This window comes from Providencia sp. PROV156, from assembly GCF_028480905.1.
GTDB classification, from domain to species: domain Bacteria; phylum Pseudomonadota; class Gammaproteobacteria; order Enterobacterales; family Enterobacteriaceae; genus Providencia; species Providencia hangzhouensis.
Window position 1 is genome coordinate 25,991 of sequence record NZ_JAMPPE010000032.1, and the last position, 17,106, is coordinate 43,096.

15 protein-coding genes are annotated in these 17,106 nt (G+C 38.1%); 11 read left to right on the plus strand and 4 right to left on the minus strand.

All coding sequences use genetic code 11. The features are described 5' to 3' along the window. Positions 1-94 precede the first annotated feature (94 nt). The 5 genes from PSF31_RS18900 to PSF31_RS18920 all read left to right on the plus strand — a co-directional run bounded on the left by PSF31_RS18900 (position 95) and on the right by PSF31_RS18920 (position 5,903). Positions 95-952 (plus strand): LysR family transcriptional regulator, encoded by an 858-nt coding sequence (locus PSF31_RS18900; RefSeq protein WP_096864859.1) that lies wholly within the window; start codon positions 95-97, stop codon positions 950-952. 186 nt (positions 953-1,138) lie between these two features. Further along, positions 1,139-1,660 (plus strand): fimbrial protein, encoded by a 522-nt coding sequence (locus PSF31_RS18905; RefSeq protein WP_094962970.1) that lies wholly within the window; start codon positions 1,139-1,141, stop codon positions 1,658-1,660. A 57-nt stretch (positions 1,661-1,717) separates the two neighbouring features. Next, the gene (locus PSF31_RS18910; protein ID WP_112307022.1) at positions 1,718-2,380 is read left to right on the plus strand and encodes a fimbrial biogenesis chaperone; all 663 of its coding nucleotides are present in this window, start codon (positions 1,718-1,720) and stop codon (positions 2,378-2,380) included. Between the two features lie 11 nt (positions 2,381-2,391). Continuing rightward, positions 2,392-4,878 carry a fimbria/pilus outer membrane usher protein gene (locus tag PSF31_RS18915; protein ID WP_096864861.1) on the plus strand — a complete coding sequence of 829 codons (2,487 nt, stop codon included), beginning with the start codon at positions 2,392-2,394 and terminating at the stop codon, positions 4,876-4,878. Positions 4,879-4,886: 8 nt separating this feature from the next. Continuing rightward, positions 4,887-5,903, plus strand: a complete 1,017-nt coding sequence (locus PSF31_RS18920) for a fimbrial protein (protein ID WP_096864862.1) — start codon at positions 4,887-4,889, stop codon at positions 5,901-5,903. A 125-nt stretch (positions 5,904-6,028) separates the two neighbouring features. On the opposite strand, the gene pyk is transcribed toward PSF31_RS18920, so the two are convergent. Further along, a complete protein-coding gene (gene pyk, locus PSF31_RS18925; protein WP_094962974.1) occupies positions 6,029-7,471 on the minus strand; it encodes a pyruvate kinase in 1,443 nt (480 codons plus the stop codon). Positions 7,472-7,671: 200 nt separating this feature from the next. Further along, positions 7,672-8,517: a MurR/RpiR family transcriptional regulator gene (locus PSF31_RS18930; RefSeq protein WP_004254990.1), complete on the minus strand. Its 846-nt coding sequence runs from the start codon at positions 8,515-8,517 to the stop codon at positions 7,672-7,674. A gap of 472 nt (positions 8,518-8,989) precedes the next feature. Here PSF31_RS18930 and zwf point away from each other — a divergent pair, with 472 nt between their 5' ends. Further along, positions 8,990-10,465, plus strand: a complete 1,476-nt coding sequence (gene zwf, locus PSF31_RS18935) for a glucose-6-phosphate dehydrogenase (RefSeq protein ID WP_004254987.1) — start codon at positions 8,990-8,992, stop codon at positions 10,463-10,465. Between the two features lie 105 nt (positions 10,466-10,570). Here zwf and pdxK read toward each other — a convergent pair whose 3' ends face one another. Next, positions 10,571-11,419, minus strand: a complete 849-nt coding sequence (gene pdxK, locus PSF31_RS18940) for a pyridoxine/pyridoxal/pyridoxamine kinase (RefSeq protein WP_096864863.1) — start codon at positions 11,417-11,419, stop codon at positions 10,571-10,573. Positions 11,420-12,053: 634 nt separating this feature from the next. On the opposite strand from pdxK, the gene mdtJ reads away from it, so the two are divergent. Continuing rightward, positions 12,054-12,482 (plus strand): multidrug/spermidine efflux SMR transporter subunit MdtJ, encoded by a 429-nt coding sequence (mdtJ, locus tag PSF31_RS18945; RefSeq protein WP_096864864.1) that lies wholly within the window; start codon positions 12,054-12,056, stop codon positions 12,480-12,482. A gap of 1 nt (position 12,483) precedes the next feature. Then, positions 12,484-12,816, plus strand: coding sequence for a multidrug/spermidine efflux SMR transporter subunit MdtI (gene mdtI / locus PSF31_RS18950; RefSeq protein ID WP_004254980.1), 333 nt, complete (start codon positions 12,484-12,486; stop codon positions 12,814-12,816). A 177-nt stretch (positions 12,817-12,993) separates the two neighbouring features. On the opposite strand, the gene PSF31_RS18955 is transcribed toward mdtI, so the two are convergent. Beyond that, on the minus strand, positions 12,994-13,341 hold the full coding sequence (locus tag PSF31_RS18955) for a RidA family protein (protein ID WP_004254978.1): 348 nt from the start codon (positions 13,339-13,341) through the stop codon (positions 12,994-12,996). 149 nt (positions 13,342-13,490) lie between these two features. On the opposite strand from PSF31_RS18955, the gene PSF31_RS18960 reads away from it, so the two are divergent. The 3 genes from PSF31_RS18960 to PSF31_RS18970 all read left to right on the plus strand — a co-directional run bounded on the left by PSF31_RS18960 (position 13,491) and on the right by PSF31_RS18970 (position 17,057). Then, positions 13,491-15,416: an ATP-dependent DNA helicase gene (locus PSF31_RS18960; RefSeq protein ID WP_096864865.1), complete on the plus strand. Its 1,926-nt coding sequence runs from the start codon at positions 13,491-13,493 to the stop codon at positions 15,414-15,416. Positions 15,417-15,510: 94 nt separating this feature from the next. Next, positions 15,511-16,209, plus strand: coding sequence for a tRNA (adenosine(37)-N6)-threonylcarbamoyltransferase complex dimerization subunit type 1 TsaB (gene tsaB, locus PSF31_RS18965; RefSeq protein ID WP_096864866.1), 699 nt, complete (start codon positions 15,511-15,513; stop codon positions 16,207-16,209). 245 nt (positions 16,210-16,454) lie between these two features. Next, a complete protein-coding gene (locus PSF31_RS18970; protein WP_004254971.1) occupies positions 16,455-17,057 on the plus strand; it encodes a Slp family lipoprotein in 603 nt (200 codons plus the stop codon). Positions 17,058-17,106 lie beyond the last annotated feature (49 nt).

Sequence of the window (17,106 nt, forward strand, 5' to 3'; positions counted from 1 at the left end):
CTTTTAAATATATGAGTAAATAAGGAATGGTATGTAAAAGTATTTATTAACGATAAATAAAATATATCTCCCAGGTTAATAATTTGGAGACTCTATGGTTAAAACCCGAACTACGTTAGACCAATGGATAACCCTACAAGCGGTGGTTGACTACGGTGGTTTTGCTCAAGCAGCTGAAATCTTGCATAGAACACAATCATCAATTAGTTATACCATCAGTAAATTAGAGCAAACGTTAGAAATTGAAATATTTTCTTTAGAAAAACGTCGTGCAGTATTAACTAAACAAGGAGAACAGTTATTAGCGTTATCAAGAGAAATAACAAATAAAGCGATTTCATTAGAAGAGGTTGCCAAGTCATTAAATTATGAGGGAAATAATAAAATTAATATAGTTATAGATTCGCTATATCAAAGTGATGAAATACTTAAAAAAATTGGAGAGCTAAGCTGCTCTAGAAAGGATTATGATATTGATCTTAAGAAGATTTCACTAAGAAAATCAGATATTTTTACAATTAAAAATTATGATTTACTAATTACTCATCATTACATTGAGTCGTTAAATCCCATATTTCTTGAACAGGTTGAAGCGGTGCTTGTAACCAACCCAAATCATAAGCTGCAACATTGTTCAGTTGACAATATACTGAAAATAATGGAGAAAACAGCCTCAATTTCTTTGAAGCTTACAGGTATGAATGGGATCAAAAGCATCCAAACTATCCACATTTCTAATGTGGAATTAGCAATTAAATTAGCCGAAAATTCGGTTGGTTATTTATGGTTGCCGAAAAATTTAATCCAGAAAGAATTAAATAATAATTCATTAAAAGAGCTGAAAACAGTAAATAAAAAGTCGTTCTATAATTTTTATATGTATATTAATAAAAGTTCAATGGCAAATGAAGTTTTAAAAAACTATCTAATTGCTAATAAAAAATCTAAATAAAAGAGCCAGTTCATAAATGATAAAAACAAAACATTAATATTTTAGATGCAATTTTAAAAAATTCAATGTATCCATTGGTTAACTTAACTAAAGGTAGATGATATATTTCTTATGAACTAAAAATATGAGTGATTTATTTGTTTATGTAGTAATTAATAATTAAAAATCTATATTATAGGAACTATTATGAGTATTCTAAAAAAATCCCTAACTGTAATAGGGGTTACTTTAGCTGTAACATCTACGCCAACTGTTTTTGCTTCAGGTACAATTAACTTTACTGGGGAAATAACTGATATAGCTTGTACAGTTGATAGCAACTCAAAAAATTTAAATGTTGACCTTGGAAAGGTATCAGCTAAAAGTTTAGCTGCACAAGGAGAAGTGGCGGGTTTAAAAGACTTCACTATTAAACTTGTTGATTGTCCAACAAACTCCAAAGTAACTGTACGCTTCGGTGGCACACGTGATACCGCAGACAACGATATTCTTGCAATTAACCAAGCTGTAGGTGTTGCAAATAATGTCGGTGTTGCTTTATTTGAAAAAGATGCAATAACGCAAATTAAGTTGTTTGAAGATTCAAAACAAATTGAATTCGATGGTACAACAGTAGACTTAGATTATGTTGCTCGTTATAAAGCGACTGGTGTAGTAACTGCAGGGCCTGCTAATAGCAGTGCAGTATATAGTATTCAATATCATTAACTAATTGGAGAGTGACAATGGTTACTCTCCTTCTTATTTCAATATAATGGTTGTTTTATGAAAAAAATATTTTTTTCAATCTGTATATGTTTTTTTTCTATAGCTAACACCTCTCAAGCCTCAGGGATTAGTGTAGGTGGAACACGTTTTGTCTATGAAGAAAATAAACGTGAAATTGATATTCCTATTTTCAATAGTGATAAAGAAAAACCTTTTTTAATTCAAAGCTGGGTATCACCATTTGGCGGAGAGGGGAAAGCACCATTTATTGCCATACCACCATTATTTCGTATTGAGCCAGATACAAATGGTTCAGCTAGAATTTCTTATATAGGTGAGCCTATCGGTTCAAATACTGAACAAATTTATTTGCTTAATATCAAATCAATACCACCAAAAAATAATAGTATTGAGAATGAACTACAGATAATCATAAATTCACAGTTTAAATTATTTTTAAGGTCGAAAGATATAGAGCCATTCGACTTTAAAAAAATTTTTTTAGTTGAGAAACCAGATGGGATTATGATTGATAACCAAACTCCATATCACTTATCAATCAAAAATATCCTTGACAATGGCAGGGTCATTGACGGTGCTAGTTTAATATATCCATTCAAAAATGACTATATCATTAAGAAAAAAATAAATAATGGTGACTCAATAGTTGTTCAATTTATCAATGACTATGGCGCTATTATAGAGAAAAAAACCAAATAAGAGTCTCTAAGATGCCAGTTTTTTGTAAAAAAAATACGCTTATGTATTCTAATGTTTTTACTGCGATTAGCTTAATATTTTATATCAATAATACAATTGCTAAAGATATTTTTGATATTAATGCAATTAATTCCGGAATGGAAAACCAAGTCGCAGATATAAATAGTTTAGGCTACCTATCATCTGCGGGAGGGCAATTGCCAGGAGATTATTTTGTTGATATCTATATAAATGATAAATTGGTTGATAACAAGAATATAAGGTTTTTATTTGATGATAAAGCTAAAAAATTATCTCCTGAAATAACAAAAAAAATGCTGCTAAACTGGGGCGTGAAAAACTCAGCAAGTGAAAAGTTTTCAGCAAGTGGAGAGGACGAATATTTGAATGACATTAGTAAAATTATTCCTAGTGCTAATTATCAATACAGATTTGAAACCCAACAATTACAAATTAGTATCCCACAAATTGGATTAGAAAATACGAGTAGAGGCTATATTGAACCAAAGGAATGGGACGATGGAATCACCACTACATTTGTTAACTACACAGTTCGGTTTAATAAACATTGGTACCAAAATAAGAATAATAGCGATAACTCGTTCTTAGGTTTAAGAAGTGGTATTAATATGGGCGCTTGGCGTTTCCGTAATCATAGTTCCTACAGTAAAACGACATATGAAACGAATTGGAATAATCTACAAACTTATGCAGAACGTGATATTCGTAGCTTAAAAAGCCGTTTAACGATTGGTGAAACATCCTCTGATAATGGCGTAATGGAGAGCAGCTATTATCTTGGAGTGAAGCTAGTATCTGATGAAAGTATGTTACCTCAAAGTGAAAGGGGTTTTGCACCTACAGTGACTGGCATTGCACAATCAAACGCGATTGTTACTATCAGCCAAAATGGCAACGTGATTTATCAAACCACCGTGCCGCCGGGTAGGTTTGCGATTAATGATTTGTATCCAACGTCATATAGTGGTGATCTTGAGGTCACAATTGAAGAAGCTAATGGCACGGTAAGGTCTTTTATTCAGCCTTTCTCTGCAGTGCCAATGATGCAAAGAGCCGGCACATTAAAATATAGCGTAGATATTGGTAAATATAATGTTGATGGTGCACGCCGTAAACCTAATTTTGCGCAAGCATCAGCAATTTACGGCTTGCCATATAACTTATCCGTTTATGGAGGTTTCTTAGTTTCTCAAGACTATCAAGCCTACACAATAGGTGCTGGAGTAAATTTAGGCAAAATTGGCGCGATATCAACAGATATTACAGAAGCATCGGTACAATTGATTGATAAAAGGAGTGCGAAAGGGCAAGCGTATCGAATTCAATATTCGAAATACATTCCAAATACAGGCACTTCTTTTTCTTTGGCATCATATCGTTACTCAACAAAAAACTATTATGATTTTTCTGATTCTAATAATCATCCTTATAAGATGGGGCGAAAAAAACAACAGTTTCAAGCATCAGTCTCTCAGTCACTTGACGAAATCGGTTATTTATCGGTGAATGGTTACCAGCAATATTATTGGGACAAAAGTGGTTCTGATAAAAGTTTAACAATGAGTTTTAGCTCTAATTATAATTCATTGAATTACAGCGCTGCTTATTCTTATATTAAACAAGACTATTCAAAAACAAATGACCAAATGCTGTCATTCAATTTGAGTATTCCTTTTGATTTGGGTCGAAAAAATAATTGGGCTAACTATAGCTATAGTACCAGCAAAAATGGAGATTCGATTAGCTCATTAAGTTTTAATGGTATGCAATTAGTAGATAATAATTTGCAGTATAACCTTACGCAAAGATATAACCATAGCCGTAATGAATTTAGCAGTTCCGTTAGTGCAAACTATATAGTTTCATCAGGAGAATACAGTTTGGGTTATAACTATGACCCTAAATATCATGCTATCGATTTCAGTGCAACGGGAGCACTATTATTGCATTCTGGCGGGTTAACGACCTCTCGTACTATCTATGATTCTGCAGTGCTCGTTAAAGCAGAAGATATAGACAATTTAAAAGTAAATAACGCGCAATCACTTTACACTAATTCGTCAGGTTATGCAGTAATTCCCACAGTGACTCGTTATGAACGAAATAAAATTAGTGTCGATACTGCAACATTAAGTGGCAATAATGATGTTGCGATTAATACAACGACAGTCGTCCCTACTCAAGGTGCGATTGTATTAGCTAATTTCCAAGCAAAACGGGGTGCTAGAGTTTTATTAAAACTCAAGTATGCGGGAAAAGCAATTGCATTTGGTACACAAGTTTCTGTTATGGAAAGTGAGGAACAAGTTACAGGCGGTATTGTTGCAAATGATGGGGAAGTTTATTTAAGTGGCGTTCCAGAGCAAAGCAAGATAATAGTGAAATGGGGCAACGGTAATAATCAACAATGTACAGTTCCACTTTTATTATCATTAGAGAATGAAAAAATTCAGTTTATAGAACGAGTTTGTGAATAGGAGTTATCATGAAAAATTTAGGTCTAAAAATAGGCATTTCGTTCCTTTTATATTCACAATTCGGGGCTGCTGAATTTAGGGCTGAATTTACCAGCCAATTAGTTAATCCGAATCAAACACTTTATGTATCACGAACTTTACCAGTAGGTACTTTTATTGGTTCTATTGATTTAGGAACCCACTCTCCATGGACGTGGTGGAATGTGACGGGTAATACAGAAGTTGGAATTTACGTACCAATCGAACCAGGAAATTCAAGGTATATTCCGGGTATAGGTTATGTTAGAGAAATTAATAGTTCAGGCGTTGGTTATACTTTGCATGGTACAGTAATGAGCCCTTGCTCTGGTTTTGCATATGTTGATGGGGTAAATACGAAAGATGGAAATAATAATAATAGATTTATATGTGGCTCTAATGCATCTTCAGCAACGTATACTGTAAAATTAAGGGCGGATTTTTATAAAGTTGGTAATAATGTTAAAAGCCAAACTTTACCAATATCTAATGCTGCGATGTTGATTTTATTCCACAATGGTTTCATTACTACAGATTTATATGGGAGGTTCGAACCCAAAGTAAATATGGGGCCAATCGATATTATTTCGAGTGGTTGTGAAGTCAAAAATAAGTCAATAGACGTACTATTCGGTAACGTTAGTAAATTGTCCTTTACAGGTGTTGGTTCAACGAGTTCTGAGAGCAAACAAAATTTTCAAATTGAATTAGATTGTGACCCTATATCTCCGATAAAAATTACGTTTATTGGAACTCAAGATTCAAGTCAAACACCAGGGGCAATCGCACTTAATAATTTAGCCGATGAAAATACAGCGAAAGGTTATGCCATCCAAGTAAAGCACAACGGTATACCCATTAAGCTTAATCAATTAATACCGCTCGCCAATAAAAATGACATAGGGAAATACAACATTCCGTTGGAAGCCGCGTATATCCAAACTCAATCTGCAACGACAGCTGGGAAAGCGAATGGTACGCTACAATTTAACCTACAATATCATTAAATGCTATTTTCTCTGTATTTTACGCAAGTGATGCAGAGCTATACTTTCTTGTGTTAATTCTTTTTTAAGTTAGATAGCGTTTCAATATAAAGGAAAGCCCCCACCCATAGGCGAGGGCTAAAAGATTATTCAACTTCTAGAATACGACAAGTATTCGTGCTACCTACAGTGCCCATTAAGTCACCTTGGGTGACAAGAACCACGTCACCACTCATTAAATAGCCGTTATCACGTAAACGCGTGACAGCTTCATTGGCAGCCGCAATACCATCTGTATGGGTGCTACAGAAAACAGGTGTAACACCACGATAGAGAGAACATTGATTAAGGGTTTTTTCATGACGAGACATGGCAAAAATAGGTAAACCAGAGCTGATCCGAGACATCATACGAGCAGTACGGCCAGACTCAGTCATTGCTATGATAGCTTTAACCCCTTTAAGATGGTTAGCAGCATACATTGTTGACATTGCAATTGCTTCTTCAGGGCTATTAAACTCCGCATCTAAACGGTGTTTAGACACATTTAGGCCCGGCATTTTTTCTGCGCCAAAACAAACCTGCGCCATCGCGGCTACCGTTTCTGCTGGGTACTGGCCTGCAGCAGTTTCAGCAGAAAGCATAACGGCATCAGTACCATCCAACACCGCATTCGCAACGTCCATGACTTCGGCTCGCGTTGGCATTGGGTTAGTGATCATCGATTCCATCATTTGTGTTGCGGTTATAACAACACGGTTTAATTGGCGAGAGCGGCGGATCAATTTTTTCTGGACAGCGACTAATTCAGGGTCGCCAATTTCCACTCCGAGGTCACCACGAGCAACCATAACGACATCAGAAGCGAGAATAACTTCATCCATCACTTCATCATTGGCAACGGCTTCTGCACGTTCTACTTTAGCAACAATTTGGCATTCACAGCCCGCATCACGAGCTAATCGGCGTGCATAATCTAAATCTTCACCTGAGCGAGGGAATGAAACAGCTAAGTAATCAACATTAATTTTTGCAGCAGTTTTTATATCTTCTTTGTCTTTTTCTGTTAATGCTTCAGCTGAAAGACCGCCACCGAGTTTATTAATACCTTTATTGTTAGATAGTTGGCCACCAACAGTAACTTCTGTAAATACCTGTAACCCTTTGACTTCAAGGACTTTCAATTGTACTCGACCATCATCAAGAAGCAAAATATCACCTGGGACGACATCGGCAGGTAAGCCTTTATAGTCGATACCTACTTTCTCTTGGCAGCCTTCACCTTTACCTAAATTGGCATCAAGAATGAATTTATCGCCAATATTTAGGAAAACTTTGCCATCTTTAAAAGTGGAAACACGAATTTTAGGACCTTGCAAATCACCGAGGATCGCAACGTGACGTCCTAAACGAGCGGCAATCTCACGTACTTTGTTCGCACGTAATAGATGGTCTTCTGGAGTTCCGTGGGAGAAGTTAAGGCGAACAACGTTGGCGCCAGCGTTGATAATTTTTTCAAGGTTATTATCGCGATCTGTAGCTGGACCAAGAGTTGTAACAATTTTAGTTCTTCTAAGCCGTCTAGACATGTATTACTCCGTTGACCTGTAATGGTGTTGATAAAAGAGTGAAACCATTTCACTCCATTTCGAAACCTGTTTACTGCAAATAGGGATGCTGACACGAGCACAGCTATTATATACAGCCAATATCTTAATGCTATCAGGTCTGTAAAACTATTAAAGCCTGAAAAGCAAAGAAAAGCATTTATACAGCCAATTTATTGCCTTTAGATGCTATCAAACCGCGAATCACGTAATGCTTCTTTGACGCGCTTCAAGTTATCTCTAAATTTTTCACCTCTTCTTAACGTAAAACCCGTTGTTAGTACATCAATGACAGCGAGCTGCGCCATTCTTGATACCATTGGCATATAGATATCAGTATCTTCAGGGACATCAATAATGATAGATAAGGAAGCGGCTTGAGAGAGAGGTGAGTTTTCTGAGGTAATTGCAATTATAGTCGCGTCATTTTCCCGTGCTAAACGTGCCATATCAACTAATGCTTTGGTTCTTCCTGTATGGGAAATGAGCACGATAACATCTCCTTCATTGCTATTGATACAACTCATACGTTGCATGACAATATCATCGAAGTATATGACAGGAATATTAAAGCGGAAAAACTTATTCATTGCGTCGTGCGCAACAGCTGCAGAGGCTCCAAAGCCAAAAAAACTGATTTTCCGAGCTTGAGTTAATAAATCAACAGCACGATTAATTGCACTGATATCTAATGTGTGTTTTACATTATCTAATCCAGCCATAGCAGATTCAAAAATCTTATGAGTATAGGTATTTACTGTATCGGTTTCTTCTATATGGCGGTTAATATAGGGGGTGCCGTTGGCTAAGTTTTGTGCTAATCGTAATTTAAAATCAGGGAATCCTTTCGTATCCATTTTTCGACAAAATCGGTTTACTGTTGGCTCGCTAACATCAGCTAATTGTGCGAGTGTGGCGATACTAAGATGAATGGCATTTTGTGGCATACCTAGAATAACCTCAGCCACCTTTTTTTCTGATTTACTTAAAAAATCGAGACTTGTCTTCATTTGTTCTAAAATATTCATATAGCAAAAGCGCCTATTTCATCGAAAGGAGAAATTTTTGAGTCATCACGTTATCCTATTATTGATTTTAAATTTCTTGCTGTGATGTCGTAATAGAGAGTGAAAATATACTATGTATGATATGTAAGCTATCTGAATACAGGTGATAAGTAGCAGCTTTTTATGAAACTTTGACCCGTATCTAATTTTCAGAATAGTAAACATCCTACTTATTTTGTTATTTTTTTACGGAAGCTGTCTCCATTCAGTTAAATCGCATCTTTTTAATACACTAAAAATTATTCAGTGTGTAACATAAGATCAAACAGACAATATGTTGTTTTTTTCATCATAAAAACTGTGATCGGTATCATGAACATTTACTGGGCACTAGCAACAGGGTACATTAGCGGAATTAGGGCTAATTTTAACAAAATTACAATAAGGCCTATCCTAGTTAGGTCTTACATTCCGCAAATTGAGGAGAACCAATATGGCGGTACATAATGCTGCTCAAGCTTGTGACTTAATTATTTTTGGCACCAAGGGAGACCTCGCTCGTCGTAAGCTGCTGCCATCGCTTTATCAGTTAGAAAAAGCAGGTTACATTCATCCAGACACGCGCATTATTGGTGTTGGTCGTGCTGAATGGAGTCAAGATGATTATGTCCACTTTGTCAAAGAAGCGTTAGATAAGTTCTTAAAAGAAGATCTCGATTCAGCATTGTGGGAAAAACTAAGCGCTCGCTTGGATTTTTGTAACTTAGACGTTAACCAGACTGAAAGTTTTGTGCGTTTAGCTGAAATGTTAAAACAAGATGCACAACCCGCTATCCATTACTTTGCTATGCCACCGAGTACTTTTGGTGCTATGTGTCAAGGGTTGGGTCATGCTAAATTAAATAAAAAGCCAAATCGCGTTGTCATGGAAAAACCACTGGGAACGGATTTAGCGTCGTCACAAGAAATTAATAATGAAGTGGCGAAGTATTTTGATGAAAGCCAAGTCTATCGTATTGACCACTATCTTGGTAAAGAAACCGTTTTAAACTTACTCGCATTGCGTTTTGCAAACTCGTTATTTATCAATAACTGGGACAACCGCACTATTGATCATGTCCAAATCACGGTTGCAGAAGAAGTAGGAATCGAAGGTCGTTGGGGATATTTCGACCAAGCAGGCCAAATGCGTGATATGGTACAAAACCACTTATTGCAAATCTTAACGATGATTGCCATGTCACCACCGGCAGATTTAACCACTGACCGTATTCGCGATGAAAAAGTGAAAGTCTTACGTTCTTTACGTCGTATCGACCATACAAATGTGCGTGAAAAGGCAGTACGAGGGCAATATACCTCTGGTTTTGTTCAAGGTAAAAAAGTCCCTGGATATTTAGAAGAAGAGGGTGCGAACAAGCAAAGCATGACCGAGTCATTCGTTGCTTTACGCGTTGATATCGATGATTGGCGTTGGGCAGGTGTACCTTTCTATTTACGTACGGGTAAGCGCCTACCTGCAAAATGTTCTGAAGTTGTTGTTTATTTTAAAAAACCAGCATTGAATATTTTCTCTGAAAGTTATCAAGACCTGCCTCAGAATAAATTAACCATTCGTTTGCAGCCAGACGAAGGGATTGATATTGAAATTATGAATAAGGCACCAGGCCTTGATCATAAACATCGTTTACAAACCACTAAATTGGATTTAAGTTTCTCTGAAACTTTCAACCAGACTCACCTTGCAGATGCTTATGAGCGTTTATTACTTGAAGCCATGCGTGGCATTCAAGCACTGTTTGTTCGCCGTGATGAAGTAGAAGAGGCATGGAAATTTGTTGATTCTATTATAGATGCATGGGCAATGGACAATGAAGCGCCTAAGCCATATCAAGCAGGGACTTGGGGGCCGATTGCATCTGTTGCGATGATCGCACGCGATGGCCGTTCATGGAATGAGTTTGAATAATATTATCAATATTTGAAATATTAGGTGGTATATTGACTAAAATGGCGGGGTAATCCCGCCATTTATCTGTGTTTATCATATTGTTAGGTATGGCTACATAGAATATTAAAGGATTAATTCGCTACGTCCTGTCGCTGCCATATGAATAATCGCTTGCTCGATGCGTAAACATGCCATTTTAGCGGCATCAGGAACGGATAGTCCCGCTAATAACTGAGCGGTGAGTTCAGCGCCAAATAAATCCCCCGTTCCTTTTGGTGTGACAGGGTAACGTTTGTGGCGGATTACGGCCACGTTATCTTGGGTAACACAAACGACTTCAATGTTGTCGTCATCAGGCTGGAAAGCACTTGTGATGATTACCCACTGTGTATTTCCCTTTAATAAGCTACGGGCTGCAGCCGTAGCATCATCCAAGTTATGGATTTGTTTGCCACTTAACGTCATGAGCTCGAATTTGTTTGGAATAATACCTGTAGCTAAAGGAATGACTTTATCGCGGTATACCTCGGCAATTTCGGGTGGAATATAAAAACCGCTGTCTTCATCTCCCATGACTGGGTCAACAATAACCGGTAGTGCCGTTCTTTCTTTACGAACTAGAGTTAACCAGTTTGCTAAGTCTTGGGCTTTTTCTGGGGAACCTAGATAACCAGTCAAAATAGCTCTCACAGAATTTAAGCTACCCCGCTCAACAAAACCGTTTAAATAACCACGAAACCACTCACTAGGCAACTCACCACCATAGCAAGTTGTATAATGAGGCGTATTACTGAGTACTACAGTAGGTACTGCCGCAACACGTAAACCTTGTTTTGTCAGGGCTGGAACGGCAATGCTATTTCCAACACTGCCATAAATAACTTGCGACTGAATTGAAACAACATCATAAGGTAATGGCGTTGCATCAGCGGAATTTTGGAAACTATTGGAGGTAAGGCTAAAGGCGTTCATGGCTCTCTCTTCGGCATATTTCAATCATATAGCTACTATAAGAAGCTTGTTCAATCAGGTTGTCAATGCTAAAAATCGAATAGCTTAATTAAGGCGTGATGAGAGTATAAAAAGTGGAAAAAAGAGATTTTTTTATAAAATAATTCCAGTGAAAAATTTATCATCATCGCTTGTTTATTCGCGCAATAGTTGATAGCTCAAGGGTTGATTAGCATATTAATGAATAGTTATGCATATTTTTATTCAATGCAAAAAATGTTTATATTCATTGACTTAATAAATTTGGCATGTTAAAAATAAACTGAAATTAACTATCAACATGAGGGTTCGGAGTAAATTGGGTAGATGTCTACCTGATGAAAAGAATAAGATATCATGCTTAGCTCAACTAGCGGCAAGATCAGCAAGTCCCAAAAAAGAACGACACACAGGCTTTTCCTTTCAGCTATCCTTTCCAGTGAACACTACTGGTGTGGTGCATTATAGCGTCTCTCTCGATTATTCATTTCGCTGAATAAACTCAGCAACACGTTGTTATTTATTTGAATTTTCAACAACTACGCAATAGTAATCTGTATTTTTTATCTGTACAAAAAATAGACTATTACGTGGCTGTATATAGAGAGATATTATAATGATTTACTGGATATTTTTAGTATTAGCTATCGTAACTGAAGTTATCGGTACACTATCAATGAAACATGCCAGCGTCAGTGGTGATTTTACTGGTATGGTCGTGATGTATGTGATGATAGCAACATCATACATTTTACTTGCTGTAGCAGTTAAAAAAGTGGCATTAGGTGTCGCCTATGCACTATGGGAAGGTATCGGTATCCTTTTTATCACAACATTTAGTGTCATGTGGTTTGGAGAAACGCTATCACCGATGAAAATTGGGGGGTTAGTATTACTGATCACCGGTATTGGACTGATTAAATCAGGCACCAAGAGAACCACCGTTCGTCAATCTGCACAAAAAGTAAAACAAGTTACACAAAACGCGGTCAATGCAGCCAAAACAAATGCTTTAGTTGGACGCGAAGCTAAGTCGGAGGCGTAATATGGCCAGTCATTTTGAATGGTGGCATGCTGCGTTTTTGATCCTAGCAGTCATATTAGAAATCGCAGCCAACATTTTGTTAAAAATGTCGAATGGGTTTAAACGATACTGGATAGGTATTCTTTCTCTAATTGCGGTACTCGGAGCTTTCAGTGCATTAGCGCAAGCAGTAAAAGGAATTGAACTTTCAATTGCCTATGCATTATGGGGAGCATTCGGGATTATCGCGACAGTAGCAGCAGGTTGGATACTTTTCAATCAACGGCTAAATTATAAAGGCTGGGGAGGGATTGTGTTATTGCTACTAGGAATGGTTCTCATCAAGATGTCGTAATGCTCGTCATATTTTGCACTGTCGCGTTGTTGGCTGCATTAGTTAACCCTAGTCACATACTTATGTATGCTCCAAGGGATTAACTCACTTGCCGCCTAGCGACACTGCAAACTATTTAGAGCATGGATGGGCGCTAATAATTGGCGCCCATTTTTATGCAAAGCAAAACCTGTTTAATCAATCAATTGCTGCAACAATCTTAATTTCAACTTTATATTCTGGCTTCATCAACAATGCTTGGACAGTACAACGAACAGGTGCGCTTCCAGCAACAACCCATGCATCCCATGCTTGGTTCATCCCAGCAAAATCGGCTTTATCAGCGAGGAAAATGGTGGCATCAAGAATTTTACTTTTGTCTGAACCAACACGTTCAAGCATCACATCAATCGCCGCGAGTGTATTTGCTGTTTGGGCAACAATATCAGCGTCAAGATTTTCAGGAACACTGGTGTAGTAAATGACATTATTGTGAATGACAGCTTCAGACCAACGATTATCAGGGTCAATACGTTTGATAGTCATAATTATTCCTTATTATACATGTGGCTCAAGAATAACAGTTTGCAGGCTGGATGAAAATCAGTTGTTCAACGAAGTAATAATTACCTAAGCAGGGTTAAGAAACTCATGGTAAAGTGTGCCCTCATTATTCCTAATAAATAGGTCATGTAGTGCACGACGATTTTTCTGCGGATGGCTTTTTAGCCAGAACAATTCCTGGTTTTCAGCCTCGAGAAGCACAAGTTACGATGTCGAATGCAGTAACCGAGTCGATTGAGCAGCAGCATGTGCTGGTGGCGGAAGCGGGTACTGGAACAGGAAAAACATATGCTTATTTAGTTCCTGCACTGCGTAGTGGAAAAAAAGTCATTGTTTCTACGGGATCAAAAGCCTTACAAGATCAACTGTATCACCGAGACTTACCGACAATTATTGATGCGATGAATTACACTGGACGGACCGCGTTATTAAAAGGGCGTTCGAATTATTTATGTTTAGAGCGATTAGACCAACAATCCCTTGGTGGTGGTAGTCTTGAGCCGGAAATATTGTCCGCTGTTGTGAGGTTACGCAGTTGGTCCATTGAATCTGAGCTAGGTGATACGAGCACTTGTCATGATATTGCGGAGGACAGCCCTGTTTGGCCGTTAGTGACTAGCACCAATGATAATTGTCTTGGAAGTGATTGCCCACGTTATCAAGAATGTTTTGTCTTAAAAGCACGACGTAAAGCTTTAGAAGCGGATATTGTCGTTGTGAATCACCATTTATTTATGGCTGATAGAGTCGTGAAAGATACAGGTTTTGGAGAATTAATTCCCCAAGCAGAGGTCATGATTTTTGATGAAGCGCACCAAATTCCTGATATAGCCAGCCAATATTTTGGTCAGCAACTAAGTAGTCGCCAATTGCTTGATCTGGCACGTGATATGATTATGGCCTATCGAACTGAGTTAAAAGACCAAGTGCAACTGCAAAAAAGTGCAGATAGGCTCACTCAAAGTACGCTAGATTTCCGGCTCAATTTGGGGGAAAACAGTTTTCGTGGCAATTTACGTGATTTACTAAAGCGCCCTGAAGTACAAAGGGCATTGACATTACTTGATGATTCTCTTGAACTTTGTTACGAAGTGATCAAAACCACTTTGGGCCGTTCACAGAGCTTAGACTCTATTTTTGAGCGTGTTACTATTTACCGAAATCGTTTGAACCGTTTAAAAGATGTGACAATTGCAGGCTACAGCTATTGGTTTGAAAGTTATGGTCGCCATTTTTTACTGGCACTAACGCCATTAACGGTTGCAGATAAATTCAGCGAAATGATCGCAAGTACGCCAGCCAGTTGGGTATTTACATCAGCAACTTTGTCGGTAAATGAAAAACTAAGTCACTTCACTGACCGTTTAGGTCTAGCCACGGCAAAAACGCTATTATTAGCCAGCCCATTTGATTATCAAAGCCAAACTTTATTATGTGTTCCGCGTTTTTTACCCGAACTCAATCAACGAGGCCTCGCACAAAAATTGGCAACCATGCTACGACCTATGATTGAAAAAAATCAGGGACGTTGCTTCTTTTTATGTACATCACACCTGATGATGCGTGAATTGGCCGAGGAATTTAAATCTTCATTGACATTACCGGTTCTAATGCAAGGGGAAAGCAGTAAAAACAAACTGTTATCTCAGTTTATTGCTGCGGGGAATGCTGTTTTAGTTGCCACTAGTAGCTTTTGGGAGGGGGTTGATGTGCGAGGTGATGAATTAACTTGTGTCATTATCGATAAACTCCCATTTACTGCCCCTGATGACCCGCTATTAAGAGCGCGCATCGAAGATTGTGAATTACGGGGTGGAGATCCATTCTCGGATGTCCAATTACCAGATGCAGTTATTACTTTAAAGCAAGGTGTAGGGCGGCTAATTCGAGACACTAGTGATTATGGTGTCATCGTTATTTGTGATAACCGTTTAGTGACTCGCCCTTATGGTGAGGTTTTTTTACGTAGCCTTCCGCCATCACCACGAACAAGAAGTATACAAAAAGCAATTGCATTTCTTGAAGAGAAAAGGCAAGAAGTTAATAGAGTGAGGTAAATCCCACCTTGTTTTTCTGCTATTCCTACGGCCGTTTATGTTAATATAATCGGCATCTTTTAATCAGAAACTATTAATTTGCCGGAGTTTAGGCATGTCGAGTCGTATTCTTGCTGTTGATACAGCAACAGAAGCCTGTTCAGTCGCACTTTGGTGTGAAGGTGACATTATTTCGCGTTTCGCGATTTCTCCTCGAGAGCACACACAAAAAATTTTACCGATGGTTGAGGAAGTTCTTGCAGAAGCTGGGATGGGGTTGAACCAGTTAGATGCATTGGCTTTCGGGCGTGGTCCTGGTAGTTTTACGGGGGTTCGTATTGGTGTTGGTATTGCACAAGGGTTAGCACTAGGGGCTAATTTGCCCATGATTGGCGTTTCCTCTTTAATGACACTTGCTGAAGGCGCCTTTCGTATAATGGGGCATCATCAGGTATTAGTGGCTATTGATGCACGGATGTCAGAAATTTATTGTGCTCAATATCAGCGAACATCCGCAGGCCAATGGTTAGGTGAAGAAACTGAAGCAGTTCTACTTCCCGACGATTTTAAGAGCAAAGTGACAGGGCTTTCAGGGCTGTGGGGTTATGCAGGTACTGGGTGGGAGGCATATCCCTCATTGTTGAATGCATCAATTACATTAGCTAACAGTCATATTACGCTGCCTGATGCGCAAGATATGTTACCCATTGCTGCTCAATTATGGCAACAGGGAAAAGTGGTTGCCGTTGAAAATGTTGAACCTACTTACCTGCGTAATGAAGTTACATGGAAAAAATTGCCTGGTCGTGAATAATACACAGAAAATTAATTGATGTTGAATTGGCTATATCAGGTGATATGGCCAATTTTTTATATTACACACAAAACAAATCAAATATTGAATAATAAAAATACAAATCGAATCATTCAATAATTTAGGATATTATTAGGTGGTAAGATAATTCTTATGGCTACTTTTAACATATCGTGTTTTGTTTACTAAATGCTATTTAAAATTGTATTACCTGAATTTATAATATCGCTAATCGGAGGTGGTCTATGAATATTGAATTAAACTGCCGTAATGCACTTAAAGGTCTTTTTATTGCAAGCGTATTAGCGCTGACAGGGTGTGTTTCAATACCTGCTTCAATTCAAGGCTCGGTTCAAAACCCAACAGATAACTTAACATCGGTACAAAATGCTCCTGAAATGTATATTGGCCAAGAGGCGCGTTTTGGTGGGAAAGTCCTTGCAGTTGAAAACGAAGCAGCAAGAACACGTTTAGAAATTGCGGTGATGGCATTGAATAAATATGATGCAGCACCAGAGCTTAATTCCCCTTCAATTGGCCGCATTTATGCGTACTTAAATGGTTTTCGTGAGCCAAGTGATTTTACTAACCGTTATATCACTGTGGTGGGGAAAATCACGGGGGAACAGCAAGGGAAAGTAGGGCAAGTTCCTTATAAGTATGTCACGTTAGATGTAACAGGTTTCCAACGCTGGAATGTCGCACAAAGTGTTATGATCCCGCCGTCTGGCCCTTGGGGTTATGGTTATTATGGCGACCCGTATTTTTATAACCACCCATGGGGTTATGGTTATGGGTACGGTTATCCAGGAGGCCCAGTACCCGTACAAACTTATCTAACAGAATAACGATTATTTTTCTTTATTTAAAGGCCCCGATTATTGCGGGGTCTTTTTG